The organism is Brachybacterium halotolerans subsp. kimchii, assembly GCF_020792675.1.
Lineage (GTDB): Bacteria > Actinomycetota > Actinomycetes > Actinomycetales > Dermabacteraceae > Brachybacterium > Brachybacterium halotolerans.
The window spans coordinates 1,271,321-1,290,696 of record NZ_CP086254.1; the positions used below are offsets into that span (position 1 = coordinate 1,271,321).

15 protein-coding genes are annotated in these 19,376 nt (G+C 72.4%); 8 read left to right on the plus strand and 7 right to left on the minus strand.

Translation table 11 applies throughout. The annotated features are described in order from the left end of the window. Nucleotides 1–22: 22 nt before the first annotated feature. The gene (gene phoU / locus Bra3105_RS05705; RefSeq protein WP_228358956.1) at nt 23–697 is read right to left on the minus strand and encodes a phosphate signaling complex protein PhoU; all 675 of its coding nucleotides are present in this window, start codon (nt 695–697) and stop codon (nt 23–25) included. Nucleotides 698–924: 227 nt separating this feature from the next. Here phoU and Bra3105_RS05710 point away from each other — a divergent pair, with 227 nt between their 5' ends. Both Bra3105_RS05710 and Bra3105_RS05715 read left to right on the plus strand, forming a co-directional pair. Next, the gene (locus Bra3105_RS05710) at nt 925–2,115 is read left to right on the plus strand and encodes a sensor histidine kinase (protein WP_228358957.1); all 1,191 of its coding nucleotides are present in this window, start codon (nt 925–927) and stop codon (nt 2,113–2,115) included. A gap of 97 nt (nt 2,116–2,212) precedes the next feature. Next, a complete protein-coding gene (locus Bra3105_RS05715; RefSeq protein WP_200503201.1) occupies nt 2,213–2,905 on the plus strand; it encodes a response regulator transcription factor in 693 nt (230 codons plus the stop codon). 160 nt (nt 2,906–3,065) lie between these two features. Here the strand turns inward: Bra3105_RS05715 and Bra3105_RS05720 are convergent, their stop codons facing one another. Further along, nucleotides 3,066–3,659: a hypothetical protein gene (locus Bra3105_RS05720; protein ID WP_228358958.1), complete on the minus strand. Its 594-nt coding sequence runs from the start codon at nt 3,657–3,659 to the stop codon at nt 3,066–3,068. Nucleotides 3,660–3,957: 298 nt separating this feature from the next. Here Bra3105_RS05720 and Bra3105_RS05725 point away from each other — a divergent pair, with 298 nt between their 5' ends. The 3 genes from Bra3105_RS05725 (at nt 3,958) to Bra3105_RS05735 (ending at nt 6,671) form a co-directional block, all read left to right on the plus strand. Then, nucleotides 3,958–4,440, plus strand: a complete 483-nt coding sequence (locus Bra3105_RS05725; RefSeq protein ID WP_152352076.1) for a CarD family transcriptional regulator — start codon at nt 3,958–3,960, stop codon at nt 4,438–4,440. 285 nt (nt 4,441–4,725) lie between these two features. Next, the gene (locus Bra3105_RS05730) at nt 4,726–5,088 is read left to right on the plus strand and encodes a PTS sugar transporter subunit IIB (RefSeq protein WP_228358959.1); all 363 of its coding nucleotides are present in this window, start codon (nt 4,726–4,728) and stop codon (nt 5,086–5,088) included. Nucleotides 5,089–5,273: 185 nt separating this feature from the next. Next, entirely contained in the window at nt 5,274–6,671 is a 1,398-nt protein-coding gene (locus Bra3105_RS05735) for a pyridoxal-phosphate dependent enzyme (protein ID WP_228358960.1), read from the plus strand. Nucleotides 6,672–6,780: 109 nt separating this feature from the next. Here the strand turns inward: Bra3105_RS05735 and galE are convergent, their stop codons facing one another. Further along, nucleotides 6,781–7,782, minus strand: coding sequence for a UDP-glucose 4-epimerase GalE (galE, locus tag Bra3105_RS05740; RefSeq protein ID WP_228358961.1), 1,002 nt, complete (start codon nt 7,780–7,782; stop codon nt 6,781–6,783). A 54-nt stretch (nt 7,783–7,836) separates the two neighbouring features. Further along, entirely contained in the window at nt 7,837–9,297 is a 1,461-nt protein-coding gene (locus Bra3105_RS05745) for a GuaB1 family IMP dehydrogenase-related protein (RefSeq protein ID WP_228358962.1), read from the minus strand. 278 nt (nt 9,298–9,575) lie between these two features. On the opposite strand from Bra3105_RS05745, the gene Bra3105_RS05750 reads away from it, so the two are divergent. Continuing rightward, complete coding sequence (locus tag Bra3105_RS05750; protein ID WP_228358963.1) at nt 9,576–12,311, plus strand: LCP family protein; 2,736 nt, start codon at nt 9,576–9,578, stop codon at nt 12,309–12,311. Nucleotides 12,312–12,416: 105 nt separating this feature from the next. On the opposite strand, the gene Bra3105_RS05755 is transcribed toward Bra3105_RS05750, so the two are convergent. Further along, nucleotides 12,417–13,853, minus strand: a complete 1,437-nt coding sequence (locus tag Bra3105_RS05755) for a mycothione reductase (protein ID WP_228358964.1) — start codon at nt 13,851–13,853, stop codon at nt 12,417–12,419. A 72-nt stretch (nt 13,854–13,925) separates the two neighbouring features. Between Bra3105_RS05755 and Bra3105_RS05760 the strand changes: the two genes are divergently transcribed. Both Bra3105_RS05760 and Bra3105_RS05765 read left to right on the plus strand, forming a co-directional pair. Next, nucleotides 13,926–16,376, plus strand: a complete 2,451-nt coding sequence (locus Bra3105_RS05760; RefSeq protein WP_228358965.1) for an ATP-binding cassette domain-containing protein — start codon at nt 13,926–13,928, stop codon at nt 16,374–16,376. A gap of 2 nt (nt 16,377–16,378) precedes the next feature. Further along, nucleotides 16,379–17,485, plus strand: coding sequence for a PLP-dependent cysteine synthase family protein (locus tag Bra3105_RS05765; RefSeq protein ID WP_228358966.1), 1,107 nt, complete (start codon nt 16,379–16,381; stop codon nt 17,483–17,485). A gap of 102 nt (nt 17,486–17,587) precedes the next feature. Here Bra3105_RS05765 and Bra3105_RS05770 read toward each other — a convergent pair whose 3' ends face one another. Beyond that, nucleotides 17,588–18,127 carry a MarR family winged helix-turn-helix transcriptional regulator gene (locus tag Bra3105_RS05770; RefSeq protein WP_228358967.1) on the minus strand — a complete coding sequence of 180 codons (540 nt, stop codon included), beginning with the start codon at nt 18,125–18,127 and terminating at the stop codon, nt 17,588–17,590. Nucleotides 18,128–18,185: 58 nt separating this feature from the next. Continuing rightward, nucleotides 18,186–19,283 (minus strand): GNAT family N-acetyltransferase, encoded by a 1,098-nt coding sequence (locus Bra3105_RS18535; protein WP_323188848.1) that lies wholly within the window; start codon nt 19,281–19,283, stop codon nt 18,186–18,188. Nucleotides 19,284–19,376 lie beyond the last annotated feature (93 nt).

Sequence of the window (19,376 nt, forward strand, 5' to 3'; positions counted from 1 at the left end):
CCTGCGCCGCGTCGGCGCGCTCTCACTCCTCGTCAGGATCCCCCAGGGCGCCGCGCGAGTCGAGGGTGTCGCCGGTGACCAGGAAGCCCACGCGACGCACGAGCGAGACGGCGTGGTCCCCGATGCGCTCGTAGTAGCGGGCGAGCAGGGTCAGGTTCATGACCTCGGCGCTCGAGTAGTCGTCGTTGCGGGCGATCGAGCGGTAGATCTCGGACTGCAGGGAGTCGAGCTCGTCGTCGTCCTTCTCGACCTGCGCGGCCAGGGCCAGATCGTTGTCGCTGATGACCTTCGCGCTCGAGGTGACCGCGCCGAGGGCGAGCTCGCCCAGGCGCTGGAACTCCTCGCGATGGCGCTCGGGCACCCCCAGCTGCGGGTGGCTGCGGCGCGCGACGATCGCGATGTGCGCGGCGAGATCGCCCATGCGCTCGATGGTCGAGCTCATCCGGAGCCCCGCGACCAGCAGGCGCAGGTCGCTCGCGACCGGCCCCTGCCGCGCGAGCAGCTCGATCATCTTCTCGTCGATCTGCATCTGATCGTCGTCGATGTGCGAATCGGCGGCGATCACCCGCTCCGCCAGGGCGAGATCCCCCTCGAGCAGCGCCGTCGAGGCGTCCGCGAGCCCCGACCGGACCAGGTCGAGCATCTCGACCAGATCCTCGACCAGGTGTCGCAGGTCGCTCCTGTAGGCCTCGCGCATGTGCCCCTCTTCTCCTCATGGCCGTGGTGGCCGTCATCCCCGTCGTGGCCGTCCGGCCGTCGCGGCCGTCCCGGCGATCGTGCCGACGGGACGCGTGCGTGCTGACGTCCGATGGTCGCAACCCTATGTGAACGCGAGGGCACGGCTTCGTGAACTCCTGCCGACCCGCCCGCCCCGACTCCGCCGACGGTGATTCAGCGCCGTTCACCTGCCTCTACGATGGGGGCGTGCCTGCGTCCGTCCTCCTCGTCCTCGCCGGGGCCATCGGCCTCGTGATCGGCTGTGCGGCGACGCTGTCGCTCGTGCGCCAGGACCGGCCCGCGCAGACCCCCTCGCCCGCGGGGACGGCCGTCGTCCCCCAGTCCGCCTCCGAGGTCCTCGCGATCCTCTCCACGGCCTACGTGGTGCTCGATGCGGGCGGCGACGTGCTGCGCGTCTCGCCGCTGGCGTACTCCTACGGGATCGTGCGCGCGAGCAGCGGCGACTACCCGCGCCTGGCGAACCAGGAGCTGGTCGAGCTCGCGGCCGACGTGGCCCGCAACGGCGGCTATCGCGACGAGCGCCTGACGATCCGCCGGCAGGGCCCGGAGGACTCCGAGTCCGTGATCGACGTGCGGCTCGGGACCCTCGGCTCCCACGGCGTGCTGCTGCTCGCCGAGGACCGCACCCGCGCGGTGCGCGTCGAGGAGACCCGCCGCGACTTCGTCGCCAACGTCTCCCACGAGCTGAAGACGCCCGTCGGTGCGATCACCCTGCTGGCCGAGACGATGGAGGACGCGGCCGACGACCCCGAGGCCGTGCGCCGCTTCGCCCAGCGCATGCAGACCGAGTCCCAGCGCCTCTCCCACCTCGTGCAGGAGATCATCGAGCTCTCTCGCGTCCAGGGCGCCTCGGCGCTGCCCGACGCGAGCGCGGTGGACGTGGACGACGTGGTCGAGGAGGCGCTCAGCGCCAACCGCAACCTCGCTCTCGGCTCGGACATCGAGCTCAGCGGCGGCGCGTCCTCCGGCCTGCAGGTCTACGGCTCCACGACGATGCTCACCACGGCGCTGTCGAACCTGATCTCCAACGCGATCGCCTACTCGCCCGAGGGCACCCGCGTGGGCGTCTCGGTGCGCCGCGACAGCGGCATGGTCGAGATCGCCGTGAAGGACCAGGGCATCGGCATCTCCAAGGAGGACCTCGAGAGGGTCTTCGAGCGCTTCTTCCGCGTGGACCGCGCCCGCTCCCGCTCCACGGGCGGCACGGGTCTGGGCCTCGCGATCGTCAAGCACATCGCCACCGACCACGGAGGCGAGGTCACCGCCTGGTCGATGGAGGGCCAGGGATCCACCTTCGTGCTGCGCATCCCCGAGATGGGACGCACCGACGCGGTGACGGTGGGCCAGGGCGGCAGACCTGCGGCGGAGGAGTCCTGATCTTCCACGCCGCTCCGGACGTCGTCGGCCCCGCCGGCGCGTCAGCCTCTGTATCATCCATCCAGCGCGGCGCCGCCGCACGAGAGAGAGGACGCCGATGACGCGGATCCTGATCGTCGAGGACGAGGAGTCGTTCTCCGACCCCCTCGCCTACTCCCTGCGCAAGGAGGGGTACGAGGTCGCCGTCGCCGGCACCGGCAACGAGGCGCTGCGGATCTTCTCGACCCACGGCGCGGACCTCGTCCTGCTCGACCTCATGCTCCCCGGCATCGGCGGCACCGAGGTGTGCCGCGAGATCCGCCGCACCTCGAGCGTCCCGGTCATCATGCTCACGGCCAAGGACGACGAGTTCGACAAGGTCCTCGGGCTGGAGCTCGGGGCCGACGACTACGTCACCAAGCCCTACTCCTCGCGCGAGCTGCTGGCCCGCATCAAGGCGGTGCTGCGCCGCGGCCAGGACACCGGCGAGGACGAGGAGGACGTGACCCTGCGCGCGGGCGGCATCGAGATGGATGTCGAGCGCCACGTGGTGACGGTGCGCGGCGAGGACGTCTCGCTGCCTCTCAAGGAGTTCGAGCTGCTCGAGCTGCTGCTGCGCAACGTGGACCGCGTGCTCACCCGCGGTCAGCTCATCGACCGGGTGTGGGGCGCGAACTACGTGGGCGACACGAAGACCCTCGACGTCCACGTGAAGCGCCTGCGCGCGAAGATCGAGCCCGACCCGAAGAACCCCGTCCACCTGGTGACGGTGCGCGGCCTCGGCTACAAGTTCGAGGCCCTCGAGCGCTGAGCGCCGGAGGGTCGAGCCCCGGAGCGCTCGGCTCCGAGAGGCTCAGCCCGTCTCCCCCGCATACGGATCGGGGCGCCCACCAGAAGGTGGGCGCCCCGATCCGTATGCGAAGGCAGATGCGCCAGCGGCGATGCACGGGTGGCGCGGCGGGAAGGCCCGATCAGCCCTCGCCGGAGCCCGAACCGCCGTCGGACGCGCCGCCGTCAGAGGCCGCGCCGTCGGACGCGGAGCCGCCCGAGCCCTTGTAGTACGAGAGGCTCGTGTCGGTGACGGGCATCGTCTCGGTGCGCTTCTGGCCGTCGACCGTCATCGTCAGCTCCATGGTCGCGCCCGCGGCGACGGGGAAATCGTCGACCCCGATCTCGAGCGGCGTGGACTCCTCGGGGTCCTGGTCCTTGCGGAGGTCCTTCGGCTCGACCTGGATCGTGGTGTTCGCGGGAACCTTCACGCGCTGGGAGAAGATGACGTCGCCGTCGTTCGTCCCCTCGAGCGTCACGGTCGCGTCCTCGTCGGTGTAGTTCACGACCGAGGCGAGGAGCTCGCCGCGCTTGTCGTCGTTCACGACGACGACCGCGTTGCGCACGCCGAAGGTGAAGTTCTTCGAGGAGTCCTGGAGGCTGACGTTCGTGCCGTCTGCCGCCTGGTAGAAGTCGTGCGTCTGCACCGGGTTCATGTAACTGCAGCCGGTCGCGCCGACGGACAGCGCCACGGCGGCGACGGTGAGGGCGAGGCGGGTGCGACGCAGGGACTTCACGGGGACTCCTGTTCATGTCCGTCCGGAGGGGCGACCGGACGGGAAAAGGGATCGGGGACGCCGCGCCGGAGGGCGACGCCGTACCGGTCCAGGGTAGCGCACCTCGGCCCTGTCACCGGGCACGACGAGCCCCGCGGGCGCGTGATCCCGGGCATGCGCGACGGCCCCCGGCACGTCGGCCGGACCGACGCACACCCCTGCCCCTCGCACCCGCTCCTACCTGCGGTTCTGCCGAGCGGCGGCGAATTGTATCAGACGCGCCCGTGATAGACTCATAGGCAGGAAAGGGGCCATACACATGAACTTTGCCGTCGGCGAGACCGTCGTCTACCCGCACCACGGAGCAGCGCTGATCGAGGAGGTCAAGAGCCGCACCATCAAGGGCGAGGAGCGCACCTATCTCAAGCTGAAGGTGGCCCAGGGGGATCTCACCATCGAGGTGCCGGCCGACAACGTCGACCTGGTCGGCGTCCGCGACGTGGTGGACAAGGAGGGACTCGAGGAGGTCTTCGACGTGCTGCGCCAGCCGTACACGGAGGAGCCCACCAACTGGTCCCGCCGCTACAAGGCGAACGTCGAGAAACTCGCCTCGGGGGATGTCAAGAAGGTCGCCGAGGTCGTGCGCGACCTCTGGCGTCGCGATCAGGACCGCGGCCTCTCGGCCGGGGAGAAGCGGATGCTCGCCAAGGCGCGGCAGATCCTGGTCTCCGAGCTCGCGCTCGCGGAGAAGACCGATGAGACCAAGGCCGAGTCGATCCTCGACGAGGTCCTCGCCTCCTGATCGACCGTTGATCAAACCTTGGTCCCGCCCCGCGGGACGAGGGATCACCACCGCGACCCCGGACGGATCCCGTCCGGGGTCGCGGCGCGTCCCAGGTCCTTGCGGCCGGATCATGGCGCCGGACCGAGCCCTGTGCGGGACGAGCGCCCGGGGTGACGGGCGGGTCCGTCCCTCGGACCCCCTGGTCGTCCGGCCCCGCGCGTGCCAAGATGGTGACCTGCGCCACATGGCGCGGGGTCCGGCGTCGCCCGGACCGCGGCCCGGATTCGAAGGAAGGGAGCGTCCGTGCGCACCATCGCAGTCGTCAGCGGCTCCGGCGTCACCGCCTCCGCGCATCTGGCCCGCCAGGTCCGCGAGCACCTCGCGCACCGGGGCATCCAGGCGCATGTCCTGCCCACCACGGTGATGGACATGCTCTCCCAGGACTTCCACGCCGACCTCATCATCGCGACCGTCGAGATCCCGCAGAGTCTGCGCATCCCCGTGGTCTCCGGGATGCCGCTGCTGCTGGAGACCGATCCCCAGGTGGTCTTCGACGACGTCGAGCGCCTGCTCGCGCGCCCCTCCCCCGTGCGCCCGGCCCGCCATCGGCCGCCGGGACGCCCCGCTCCCGGCCGTCCCGGAGCTCCCCAGCGCCGCACCTCGTGACCGCCTGACGACCGCGGGTGCACCCTCGCGCAGATCTGCGTACTGTCCGTGCAGGGGCAGGATCCACGTCGTCCCGAGTCCGCTCCGCCGGCGCGCCGCACCCGTGCGTGCGCACCCCGTGCGGTCGGCGGCACGACGATCCCGCTCCGACCGCCCGTCCGTCGTCGACCCCTTCCGGAGACTCCATGTCCGCCACTGACACGCCCCAGCCCGTCCTCGCCGCCGAGGACGTCGAGTCCGCCGCCGCGCGCCTGGACGGCATCGTGCGCCGCACTCCCGTGCACCTGAGCGAGCGGCTGAGCGCGATCGCGGGGGTGCCGGTCTGGCTCAAGCGGGAGGACCTGCAGGTGGTGCGCTCCTACAAGCTGCGCGGCGCCTTCCTGTTCATGGACTCCCTGGACGCGGCGTCCCGCACCGCCGGCGTGGTCGCCGCGAGCGCCGGCAACCACGCCCAGGGCGTGGCCTACGCGTGCCAGGCGCTCGGCATCGACGGCCGCATCTACGTCCCCGGCACCACGCCCCGCCAGAAGCGCGACCGCATCACGACGCTCGGCGGCGACCGGGTCGAGCTGATCCTCATCGGCGACACCTTCGACGACGCCGCAGAGGCCGCGGCCGACGACGCCCGACGCACGGGCGCCACCATGGTCCCGCCCTTCGACCACCCGCAGATCATGGCGGGCCAGGGCACCGTCGCCCTCGAGGCGCTCACCGATATCCGCGAGAACCACGGCCAGGACATCTCCACCGTGGTGCTGCCCGTGGGAGGCGGCGGACTGCTGGGCGGATGCGGCACCTGGCTGCGCGAGCGCGAGCCCTCGGTGCGCGTGGTCGCGGTCGAGCCCGCGGGCGCGGTCTCGATGGCGGCCGCCATGCGCCACGGCAGCCCCGTGACCCTGCACGACCTGGACCGCTTCGTCGACGGTGCCGCCGTGCGCCGCGTGGGCGCGGAGACCCTGCGCGCGGCCCAGGCCATCGGGCCGGACCTCGTCGCGGTCGACGAGGGGGCCGTGTGCACCGAGATGCTCGCGCTCTACCAGACCGACGGCATCATCGCCGAGCCCGCGGGCGCACTGGCCGCGGCGGCCGTGGCGACCGGGCTCGTGCGGGCCGACGGCGCCGACGAGGCCGAGGCGATCGGCACCGGGACGCAGGGGTCCGAGGCGCAGAGGTCCGAGGCGCACCGGACCGCCGCCGCGGCGCACGATGCCGCGGACTCGCAGGGGGACTCGGGCGACGGCATCCTGGTCGTCGTCTCGGGAGGGAACAACGACGTCTCGCGCTACAACGAGGTCGTCGAGCGCTCCCTCGTCCACGAGGGCCTCAAGCACTACTTCCTGGTCACCTTCGCGCAGGAGCCGGGGGCGCTGCGGCGCTTCCTGGACCAGGTGCTCGGGCAGGACGACGACATCGTCCTGTTCGACTACATCAAGCGCAACAACCGGGAGGAGGGGCCCGCGCTCGTCGGCATCGAGCTCGGTGCGAAGGAGAACTTCGAGCCCCTGCTCTCGCGGATGGCCGCCTCGAACATGCAGATCGAGCGCATCGACCCCGACGACCCGATCTACCGCTACCTCACCTGAGGCGCGACCGGCCGCGCACGACGGAGGCCGCATCCCCGGAGCGGGGATGCGGCCTCGTGCGTCTGCGTGGGCGCCGGGCCCGGTCCTGCCCGGCTCGGCCCGCCCGAACTCAGCCCTCGGAGGAGGAGCCGGCGGCGTCCGGGCCGTTCGCGGCGTCGCGGGCCTCGACGGCCGAGCGCACGATGTCCTCGAGCGACTTCTCGCTCTTCCAGCTGAGCGTCTCGCGGATGCGATCGGTCGAGCAGATGAGGCGCGCCGGATCGCCGGGGCGGCGCTCGCCGACGCGCGGCTCGATCTCGATGCCCTTGACCTTCGCGATCGCGTCGATCACCTCGAGGACGCTCGAGCCCGTGCCGGTGCCGACGTTGAACACGTGGTGCGGACGGTCGTCGCCGCGCAGGTAGTCGAGCGCCGCGACATGCGCCTCGGCGAGGTCCAGGACGTGCACGTAGTCGCGGATGCAGGTGCCGTCGGGGGTGTCGTAGTCGTCGCCGAACACCGTCGGCACGTCGCCGCGGTCCAGCGCATCCAGGATGATCGGCACCAGGTTCATCACCAGGGTGTCGGCGAGCTCGGGCCAGCCGGCGCCCGCGACGTTGAAGTAGCGCAGCGCGACGGTGCGCATGTCGTGGGCGCGCTCGGCGTCGGCGAGCATCCACTCCCCCACGTACTTCGTGGCGCCGTAGGGGTTGATGGGCCGAGGATCGAGGTCCTCGGTCACGGAGTAGACGTCGGGCATGCCGTAGACGGCCGCGGAGGAGGAGAACACGACGTCGCGCACCTTGGCCTTCGCGCAGGCGGCGAGCACGTTGGCGAGACCGCCCACGTTGTCGTGCCAGTACATCTCCGGGTTCGCGACGGACTCGCCGACCTGCTTGTGGGCGGCGAAGTGGATCACCGAGTCCGCGCCGGAGCTGGTGAGGTGGAAGGCGAGGCGGTCCACGGCATCCTTGCTCGTCACGTCGAGCTCGACGAGGTCAGCGCCCTCCGTGCGCGAGCGGAAGCCCGTGGAGAGGTCGTCGACCACGACCACCTGCTCGCCCTTCTCCAACAGGAGTCGCACCACGTGCGACCCGATGTACCCGGCACCACCGATCACGAGAGTCGTCATGCCCCGAGCGTAACCGGTGGTCCTGCGCACGGACGACGGCGGCGCGCGCCGCGCTCAGCTCCAGGACTGGGAGAGCGGCTTGCCCTCGGCGTAGCCGCTCGCGCTCTGCAGCCCGACGACGGCCCGCTCGCGGAACGCCTCGAGGTCGCCCGCGCCCGCATAGGTGCACGAGGAGCGCACGCCCGCGGTGATCTCGTCGAGCAGGTCCTCGACGCTGCCCGCCCCGTCGGCGAGGTACATGCGGGACGAGGAGATGCCCTCCTCGAACAGGGACTTCCGGGCGCGCGCGAAGGCGTCCTCGGCGGCGGTGCGCGAGCTGACGGCGCGCTTGGAGGCCATGCCGAAGCTCTCCTTGTACGCGCGGCCGCGCTCGTCGACGTGGAGATCGCCGGGCGACTCGAAGGTGCCCGCGAACCACGAGCCGATCATCACGTTGGACGCGCCCGCGGCGAGCGCGAGGGCGACGTCGCGCGGGTGGCGCACCCCGCCGTCGGCCCAGATCCGCGCGCCGAGCTCGCGGGCGGCGCGCGCGCACTCGAGGACGGCGGAGAACTGGGGTCGCCCCACGCCCGTCATCATCCGGGTCGTGCACATGGCGCCCGGGCCCACGCCCACCTTGACGATGTCGGCGCCGGCCTCGATCAGGTCCCGCGTGGCCTCGGCGGTGACGACGTTGCCGGCGACGATGCGCACGCTCGTGGACTCCTGCGGGCCGACGGCCTCGCGGGCGGCGTGCAGCGCCTCGAGCATGCGGTCCTGATGACCGTGCGCCGTGTCCAGGACGAGCACGTCGGCCCCGGCGTCGACGAGGGCGCGGGCGCGCGCGGCGACGTCGGCGTTGATGCCGATCGCGACGGCGATCCGCAGGCGGCCCTCCGCATCGAGGGCGGGCGCGTAGATGGTCGAGCGCAGCACGCCGCGCGCGGTGAGCACGCCCCGCAGGGAGCCGTCCTCCTCGAGCACGAGGGCGGCCTCGTGGTGGGTCGCGGCGATGCGCGCATGCAGCGGCGCGGGCTCGCCGGCGGCCTCCTGCGCGCTCAGACGCAGCACGTCGGTGCTGACCACGTCGCCCACGGCGGTGAAGGCGTCGCGGCCCGCGAGCTCCTCGGCCGAGACCGCGCCGAGCGGGAGCCCGTCGGCGCCCACGACCACGACGATGCCGTGGGCGCGCTTGGGCATGAGGGCGCGGGCCTGGCCGATGGTCCCGTGCGCCTCGAGAGTCAGCGCGTGGTCGACGAGGGGATCGCGGCGCTTCACGCTGCGCACGATGTCCTCCACGCGCTCGGCGGGCAGATCCTGCGGGAGCACGGCGAGCCCACCGCGGCGGGCCATCGTCTCGGCCATGCGGCGCCCCGAGACGGCGGTCATGTTCGCGGCGACCAGGGGGATGGTCGTGCCCGTGCCGTCGTCCGAGCCGAGGTCCACCTCGAACCTCGACCCGATCGACGAGAGGGAGGGCAGGAAGAAGCAGTCGTCGTAGGTGAGATCGGTCTGCGGGGTGTGGATGAGGCGCATGGGGCCAGGATACGGACCGTGGGCACGGCGGGACGGCCTGCGAGGTGAGACCCGCCACGCCGACGCGCGCGCCCACGAGCCCTTCCGACGGGGGCGCAGAAGGCCCCTCCTCCGCGCGACTCGGGCACCTGCGCGAGGGGGATATGATCCGATTCCTCCCGGTTCTGGGAGCACCCTCGGGGGTCTCGGGACCCCGACGCAGCACCTGCGCCCTTTCTTCACACGCCCGGCACGGCCGGAGGAACAAGCCCGGAGGGGACATCCGTAGGATGTGCGCCATGACGGACCAGACACCTGGTCGCCGTTCGCGTCGCCCTCATGTGGGTCGGCGCGCTGACGAGCAGACCGACAGCGGCCCCGCCCGGAACCCGGGCGCGGGCCAGGATCGTGAGCGCTCCGGCGGCTTCGACGCGAGCACAGCACGCCGCTGGATCGGCCCCACCTCGGCCGGATCCGCCGCCTCCGCGGGATCCGCGGACACTGCCGCCTCTGCGGGATCCGCGGGATCTGCTGCGTCCGCGGCCTCGGCGAACACCTCCCCCGCCCCCGCTCCGTCCCCGTCGCGCGCGCCCTCTCCGTCGGCCCCTGCCCCGTCGCCCGGCGCCGCGCCCACCCCGCTGAGCGCCGCCTCTCCGGATGAGTCCGCGCCGCGCCCCCGCGGTCGCCGCGCGGGCCCCCCGCGGGACGAGCGCACCGAGATGGCGGCCGCCTCCTCCGGGACCGCCGATGCCTCCACCCGTCCTCGCGCGCGCCGCGCCCGCCGCGAGTCCGACGACGACATGGATGCATGGTCGGCGGCGGACAGCCACGTGGTCTCCCGCGACCCCTCACGGCGAGAGCAGCCCGCCGACTCCGCGGGGTCCGCGGGGTCGTCGCAGTCCCGGGATCGTTCGCGCGGAGGCTCCGAGGAGCCTCCGACCACCGTCCTCGAGCCCATGGAGACGCCGCGCACCTCGGTGCGACTGGGCGCGAGCTCGTCGGTGACCGCACTCGGACCGCGTGATGCCGAGGAGGAGTCGGCCGCGCCGGTCCCCGCGGACCGCGACGAGCAGGCGGACGAAGCCGGCTCCGCACCGAGCCCCGTCGCCTCCGCCGCGAGCCCTGCTGCTCGACAGAGCCCGGTCAGCGCCTCCTCCGCGGGGTCCCCGAGCGCCGCCGGCCAGGGCGGTCCCGAGGACGCTCGCGACGGTTCCCGCGCAGCCTCCGGTGCCGCCGTCGGCGCTGCCGCCGCCACGACGGGCGTCGCCGCGGCGCGCACGCGCGGCGACGCCGGGCCCCGCGTGCCCTCGAGCGACTCCGCGCGCGGCAGCGCCGGCGCCGGTGCCGGATCCGGCGGAGGCTCCGGCTCGGGCAATCCGCCGTCGGACGGCTCCGATCTGCCCGACGACGGCCGCGAGAGCGGCTCGGGCGACGGGCAGGGCCCGCGCGCTCGGGATCGCCGCACCGGCTCGCTCCCCCGCGCGGCAGGCTGGACCGTGCTGACCTCGTTCATCCCCGGCACCGGCCTGCTCGCGACCCCGCTGCGCAAGCTGGGCTGGGTGCTGCTGGGGATCGTCGTGCTCGCGGCGGTCGTCGCGGGCGTCTGGTACGCGACCGGTGATCCCCTGCTCACGCTGCTCAAGCTGCTGAGCAGCCGCAAGGTGCTGATCGGACTGATGGTCGCGATCGGCGTCGTGGCCCTGGTGTGGATCCTCCAGGTGGTCCTCTCGAATCTCGCGCACAACACCCGTGAGCGCCTTCACGGCCGCCGTCGCGCGGTCTCCCTGATCGTCGCCCTCGTCATGGTCATCGGCGTCGCGGTCCCCTTCGCCCGCGCCGAGCAGTACGTGTACGCCGCGCAGGGCCTGCTGGGCAACCAGAGCGTGTTCCGCTCGGGAGGGGGCTCGGGCAAGCTCAGCTCGAGCGACCCCTGGAAGGACACCGAGCGCGTGAACATCATGCTGCTCGGCCAGGACGCCGGGGCCGATCGCACCGGCACCCGCCCGGACACGATCATGGTCGCCTCGATCGACACCAAGACCGGCCGCACGGCCCTCTTCTCCATCCCCCGCAACCTGCAGTACGTGCGCTTCCCCGAGGGCACCGTGGCGCAGAAGAAGTTCCCCGAGGGCTTCGACGCCTTCGGCAAGGGCCAGAACCTCATCAACGCGGTCTGGACCTGGGCCAACGACAACAAGGACCTGTTCCCGAACGACGACGACCCGGGCCTCACCGCGACCGAGTGGGCCGTCCAGGAGACGCTGGGCCTGGACATCGACTACTACGCGATGGTCAACCTCCAGGGCTTCTCCGACCTCGTCGACGCCATCGGCGGCGTGGATCTGAACGTCGAGCGGAAGATCCCGATCGGCGGCGGCACCAACCAGGCCACCGGCGGGAAGTACCCGATCACCGGGTACATCGATCCGGGCCAGCAGAAGCTCGACGGCAACAAGGCGCTGTGGTACGCGAGGTCCCGCGAGGGTTCGACGGACTTCAACCGCGTCTGCCGCCAGCAGCGCATGGTCCGCGCCGTGTCCGAGCAGGCGAACCCCACCAAGCTCGCCCTGAACTTCACGAAGCTCGTGGGCGTGGCCGGCTCGAACATCGAGACCGACGTCCCCAGCGACGACCTCGATGCCTTCGTGGACCTCGGCTGGCGGGTCAAGGACTCCGGGTTCTCCTCGTACCCGATCGTGCCCGGAGTGGATCTGCCGGACCGGCGCCACGACGGCTACTTCGAGGGCGGGCATCCCGACTGGGACTACCTGCACAAGTGGGTGAAGGAGTCGATCGAGGACTCGATGGCATCGGAGACGACGTCGGTCTCCGGCGACAAGGACTCCTCGAAGGACAAGGACTCGAAGAAGTCCACGGCGCCCGAGAAGACGACGGAGTCGACGACCACCGAGGCCGAGTCCTCGAAGGCGTCCTCGGACGACGCCTCGAAGGAGGCCGAGAAGCAGGCCGACGCCGATCCGCTGGCGGCCTGCATGCCCGGCACCCAGGATCCGGACGCCCAGGCCGGCGACTGACGGGCTCTCGGAGAGTCCATCGCATGACGACGGCGCCGTCCCCTTCCGGGGGCGGCGCCGTCGTCATGCGCTGCGTCGAGCGGGTCGAGCGGTGAGGGCCCTCCCTCAGTCGGTCAGCTGCAGCAGCGCGTTCTCGATGAGCTCGGGCATCGCGGGGTGGATCCAGTACTGCGTGCGGGCGAGCTCGGAGACCGTCTGCCCGGTGCTCATCGCCTGGATGATCAGCTGGATGAGGATCGTCGACTCGGGGCCGATGATGTGCGCGCCGAGGATCCTGCCGGTGCCGCCCTCGGCGAGGATCTTCGCGAACCCGGTCGTGTCCTCGAGCGCCCAGCCGTAGGCGATCGACGAGTAGTCCTGCACGGCGATGCGCACGTCGAGCCCCTGCGCGCGGGCCTCGCGCTCGGTGAGGCCCACCATCGCGATCTGCGGGTTCGTGAACACCCCTGCCGGGACGGGCATCGTGTCCGAGCGCTCGGGGTTCTCCGGATGCAGGACGTTGTGGCGCACCACGCGCAGCTGGTGGTTCGCCACGTGCTTGAGCTGCACGGGATCGGAGAGATCACCGAAGGCCCAGACGCCCTCGAGCACCTGCCCGTCCTCGCCGAGGGCGCGCTGGAAGGGGTCCACGCGCACGCAGCCGTCGTCGGCCGTGGCGATGCCGCCCGCGGCGACGTCGAGCAGATCGGAGTTCGGTCGGCGCCCGACGGCCACGAGGATCTCGTCGGCCCGGATCTCGACGTCCTCCTCGCCGCCGTCCCCCGTCGCCGTCCCCTGCAGGACGACGCCGCCATCGTCCTCGCGGCGGACCGCGGTGGTGGTGACGTCCGTGTGCACGTCCCACTGCTCGCGGGCGAGCTCGGTGATGCGGGTGGAGACGTCGTCGTCGGCCGCGCGCAGCACGCGGCCCGAGCGCGCGACGAGGCTGACGCGCACGCCGAGCCCTGAGAAGATGTGCGCCATCTCGAGAGCGATCACGCCCGAGCCGAGGATCACGAGCGACGCGGGCAGCGCGTCGATCCGCATGATGGTGTCGGAGGTCTGCGGGCGCGCGTCCGCCAGCCCCTCGATCGGGGGGATCGTGGGGCGCGAGCCGGCGCCCAGCACGATCGTGTCCGCGGTGACCTCCTCGCTGCCGCCGTCGCGCAGGTCCACGTGCAGGGCCTTGGGTCCGGTGAAGTGCGCGGTGCCGCGCAGCAGGGTGAGGTTCGCGTTGTCCTCGTGGTCGCGGCGGTAGGCCTCGCCGCCCTCGACGATGGGGTCGATGCGGCCGAAGATGCGGTCGCGGATCGCGGGCCAGTCCACGCCGTCCAGGGTCTCGGAGACGCCGAAGCGGTCGGCGTCGGCAGGGGTCGCGGCGAGGTCGGCGGTGTGCACGAACATCTTGGTGGGGATGCAGCCGACGTTGAGGCAGGTCCCGCCGAAGACCTGGTCGGGGCCGACGCCCTTGTCGATGTAGGCGATGGAGCGTCCGGCGAACTCGGGGCCCGGGAAGGAGTTTCCGGAGCCTGAGCCGATGAGTGCGATGTCGTAATGGGTCACCGAAGCAGACTACGCGGGAGCGCCTGCGGCACGGCATACTCGACCCCGCCGCGTCCCGCAGAAGGAGACCTGATGAGCGCATCCCCGCACCCCGCCGACACCCACGACCGGATCCGCATCGTCGGCGCCCGGGAGAACAACCTGCGCGACGTCGAGGTGACCCTCCCCAAGCGCCGCCTCACGGTGTTCACAGGCGTCTCCGGATCGGGCAAGAGCTCGCTCGTCTTCGGCACCCTCGCCGCCGAGTCCCGGCGCATGATCGACGAGACCTACAGCGCTTTCGTGCAGGGCTTCATGCCCCAGACCTCCCGGCCCGACGTCGACGTGCTCGACGGGCTGACCTCGGCGATCACCGTGGGCCAGGAGCGGCTCGGCGGCGGGCCCCGGTCGACAGTCGGCACCATCACCGACGCCGCGGCGCACCTGCGCACGCTCTTCTCCAAGCGCGCCCAGCCGCATGCGGGCGGCCCCGGCGCCTACTCCTTCAACGTGCCGAGCGTGAGCGCGGCCGGCGCGATGACGGTGCAGAAGGGCGGGAGGACCCTCGCGGAGAAGACCACGTTCTCGCGCGTGGGCGGCATGTGCCCGCGCTGCGAAGGGATGGGCGCGGTGAGCGACCTCGACCTCACCGAGCTGTACGACGCCTCGAAGTCGCTGTCGGAGGACCCCTTCACGATCCCCGGCTACACGGGCGACGGCTGGACGGTGCGCGTGATCCGCGGCTCCGGGTTCTTCCCCGACGACGTCCCCATCCAGGACTTCACGAAGCGCCAGCGCGAGGACTTCCTCTTCAAGGACCCCGTGAAGGTGAAGATCGAGGGCGTCAACCTCACCTACGAGGGCCTGATCCCGAAGATCCGCAAGTCCATGCTGTCCAAGGACCGCGAGCAGATGCAGCCGCACATCCGCGCCTTCGTGGATCGCGCGGTCACCTTCATCACCTGTCCCGACTGCCACGGCACCCGGCTCGCCGAGCACGCCCGCACCTCCCTCATCGACGGCCGCTCGATCGGCGAAGTGAGCGCCCTGCCCGTCACCGATCTGCGCGACTGGGTCGCCGGCCTGGACCCCCGGGGCATCGAACCGCTGCTGGAGTCGCTCCAGGCGCTGCTGGACGCCTTCGTCGGCATCGGCCTGGGGTACCTCTCCCTCGACCGGCCCTCCGGCACCCTCTCCGGCGGCGAGGCGCAGCGCACCAAGCTCGTCCAGCACATCGGATCCTCCCTCACCGACATCACCTACGTCTTCGACGAGCCCACGATCGGGCTGCACCCCCACGACATCTCCCGCATGAACGACCTGCTGCGCACCCTGCGGGACAAGGGCAACACCGTGCTGGTCGTCGAGCACAAGCCCGAGACCATCGCGATCGCCGACCACGTGGTCGACCTGGGTCCGGGCGCGGGCCGTGACGGCGGCACCATCACCTATGAGGGCGACGTCGAGGGGCTGCGCGCCTCCGACACCCTCACCGGCAGGCACCTGTCCGCCCGCACGCCGCTGAAGGAGCACGTGCGGGAGGCCTCGGGCGCGCTCGAGATCCGCGGGGCGAGCACCCACAACCTGCGCGACGTGGACGTCGACATCCCGCTCGGGGTGCTCACCGTGGTCACGGGCGTCGCGGGCTCGGGCAAGAGCTCCCTCATCCACGACTCCCTCCCCCGCGGCACCGAGGCGATCGTCGTGGACCAGCAGGCGATCCGCGGCTCACGGCGCTCGAACCCCGCGACCTACACCGGCCTGCTCGAGCCGATCCGCAAGGCCTTCGCGAAGCAGAACGGCGTGAAGCCCGCCCTGTTCTCCGCGAACTCCGAGGGCGCCTGCCCGGTGTGCTCGGGCGCCGGCGTGGTCTTCACCGAGCTCGGCTTCTTCGAGACCGTCGAGTCGGTGTGCGAGGAGTGCGAGGGCCGGCGCTTCCAGGCCTCCGTGCTCGAGTACCGCCTGGGCGGGACGTCCATCGCCGACGTCCTCGAGATGAGCGTCGACGAGGCTCTCGAGCTGTTCACGGGCGCGGAGGCGAAGGTGCCCGCGGCCGCGAAGATCCTGCGCCACCTGCAGGAGGTGGGGCTCGGGTATCTCACGATCGGGCAGAACCTCACCACCCTCTCCGGCGGCGAGCGCCAGCGCCTCAAGCTCGCCACCCGCATGGGCGAGAAGGGCGGGATCCTGATCCTCGACGAGCCGACGACGGGCCTGCACATGGCGGACGTCGCCCAGATGCTCGAGCTGCTCGACCGCCTCGTGGACTCCGGGAAGTCGGTGATCGTCATCGAGCACCATCAGGCGGTGATGGCCCGCGCCGACTGGATCATCGATCTGGGCCCCGGCGCCGGCCAGGACGGCGGACGCATCGTCTTCGAGGGCACGCCCGCCCAACTGGTCGCCGACGCCTCGACGCTCACCGGCGAGGCCCTCGCGGCGTACGTGTCCGGGGCAGATGCGGCGGGCGCAGACGCGGCCGGCCCAGACGCGGCCGGCCCAGATGCGCCCGGCGAGGACGCGACGGCGAAGGGGACGATGTGACCATGGACGATCTGCTGGGCGCGCTCGAGGACGTCGACCGCTCCGACCCCGCCCTGCGCGACTGGGTCGCCGAGCGGGTGCGGCGCCTGGAGGCCGACGACCGCCGCAGCGCCGACACCCACCTGCTCAAGCCCGACCTCCCGGCCGACTGGGGCATCGACCTCTATCTCAAGGACGAGAGCACCCATCCCACGGGCAGTCTCAAGCACCGCCTGGCCCGGTCCCTGTTCATGTACGCCCTGGTCAACGGGTGGCTGCGCCCGGGGATGACAGTCATCGAGGCCTCCTCCGGGTCGACCGCCGTGAGCGAGGCGCACGTGGCGCGGATGCTCGGCGTGCCCTTCGTCGCGGTGATCCCCCGGGCGACGAGCGCCCGCAAGATCGCCCTCATCGAGGCGGAGGGCGGGAGCTGCCACATGGTCGATCGGCCGGGCGAGATGGACGGCGCCGCCCGCGCCCTCGCCGCCGCGTGCGGAGGGCTGTTCATGGACCAGTTCACCTTCGCCGAGCGCGCGACGGACTGGCGCGGGCACAACTCGATCGCCCGCTCGATCTTCGAGCAGCTCGCCGAGGAGCCGCACCCGGTGCCGCGCTGGCTCGTGGTGGGCGCCGGCACCGGCGGGACGAGCGCGACGCTCGGCCGGTACGTGCGCTACCACCGCCTGCCCACCTCCCTCGCCGTCGCCGACGTGGAGGGCTCGGCGTTCTTCACGGGATGGGAGAGCGGCGATCCGGAGGACGCGCAGGGCCGCGGCTCGCGCATCGAGGGCATCGGCCGCCCGCGGATGGAGCCGAGCTTCGTGCCCGGGGTGGTCGACCGCATGATCCGCGTGCCCGACGCCGCCTCGGTCGCGGCGACCCGCTTCGCCTCCGAGCGGCTGGGCCGGCGCATCGGTGCCTCGACCGGCACCAACCTCGTGGCCGCCGCCCGGATCATCGCCGGTATGCGCGAGCGCGGCGAGAGCGGGAGCGTGGTGACGCTGCTGTGCGACAGCGGCGAGCGCTACACGCGCACCTACTTCGACGACGACTGGGTCGCGGCCCAGGGGTGGGACCTCGTTCCGTGGCTGCGGGAGCTCGCGCGCACCCTGCCCCTCGGCGAGCGCTGAGCACGACGGGGACGAGCGGCGTCGACCGCACGCGTGCCGTCGAGGACGAGGAGGAGGACGAGGAGCGTCATCGGGGAAGCCGGGGACCGGCGGGCCCTCCGCTCAGCGGGGCCCCGCGCCCTCCCAGGAGGTGAGCAGGTCGACGGTGCGCTCGAGCGCCGCCCGGTCCTCGTCGGCGAGCGCCGGCAGCCGATCGCGCAGCGCCTCGGCCCAGTGCAGGCGGATGCGGCGACTGCTCTCCTGGGCGTGCTCGGTGAGACGCAGGTGCACGAGTCGCGAGTCCTCCGGATCGCCCTCGCGCAGCACGAGTCCCTTGCTGACCAAGCCGCGCAGAGCTGCGCTCATATTGCTGCGGTGCAGACCGGTGGCGCGGGCGGTCTCGCCGGAGGTCGTGCCGGGGTGGCGGTGCACCCAGCGGAGCACCGCGGTCTCGGTGCCCGTCAGTGCGACGACGCCCGCGGTCTGCACGTCGGCGACCTGGATCAGTCGGGCGAGCCCAACGATCGCGTCGGCGAGGTCGAACATCATCGCCTCGTCGCCGTCCAGGCGCAGCTCCTCCCCAGCGCTCCTCCCCGTGGCGTCGGCGGCCGATCCGGGGTGCGGTGCGCCGGCATCCTCGGGATCTGGTGCGGCCGGACTCACACGGGGATCCTAGCCTCCGTCGGCCGACGGCCCGTGCCGGCCTCGTCCGACCGGCCGCTCAGGGCTGCAGGCGCACGAAGGCGCGCAGCGGCGGACGGACGTCGTGCGCCTCGGACAGGCCCAGCGACTCGTAGAAGGCGCGCTGGCCGGGCTCGGCATCGGTGAGCAGCACGTGCTGGCGCACCGCGGAGAAGGGCGCGAAGGCCTCGAGCACCAGGGCTCTGCCGATGCCCGCGCGTCGCCGTCCCGGGTCCACGAGGACGTCCTGCAGGTAGGCGATGCTCGCCCCGTCGCTGATCACGCGGGCGAGCCCCACCAGGCGCCCGTCCTCGCGCGCGCAGACCACGCGCGTGCTGCCGGCGAGCGCGCGCTCCAGCGTCTGCGGGTCCCGGGTGTACGCGCTCCAGCCGACGGCTCCGTACAGCGCGAGCGCCTCGGCGAGCGCGGGCACCTCGTCGCGGATGCGCAGCTCGCGAGAGGCTTCGGCGGCGCGGTCCGGCGCGGGGTCGGGAGCCGACGCGGTGCCGACATCACTGTCCCGCCCGTCGTCGGCGCGCCCGTCATCGGCCCGCGGGTCGATGAGCTGGAACAGGCGGCAGTCCGCCCATCCCCCGCCCGCGATTCCCAGGCGCAGCATGCGCGGGGCGAGGCCGATCTCCTCGAATCCGCACGCGCGCAGCACGGCGGCCGAGGCGTCGTTGCCCACCGCCGTGCTCGCCTCGAGCCGGTGCAGGCTCAGCCCCTCGAAGGCGACGTCGATGATCTTGCGCAGGGCGTAGGTGGTCGCTCCCCTGCCGGACTCGGCCTCGTCGATCCAGTAGCCGACGCTCGCCCACTGCGCCGGCCCGCGCACGATCTGCTGCAGGGTGATGCGGCCGACGAGCCGGCCGGGCGCGTCCGGATCGTCGTCCAACAGGATCACCATCGGCAGACAGGCGCCGACATCCTTCTGCGCGAGCAGCTGGGCGATCGCCGCGCGCTGCCCGGCGGGCGTCGCCCAGGCCTCGCCGCGCGCGGGTGCGCCGCGCAGGAGATGGTCGCGGTTGCGGGTCTCGAGGTGGGCGAGCTCCTCCGCGTCCTCCATGCGCAGCGGGCGCAGGCGCACCTGGGAGGCCGTGACCCGCTCGGGGGTCTGCCCGCTGAGCTCCTGCACCATGCTGATTCCCCCGTCGTCCGCTCGTCCCCGCACCGTCGGCCCCGGGGATGGCACGGACCCCGGACCCGCGCGCTCCCCATCATGCCCGCCCGC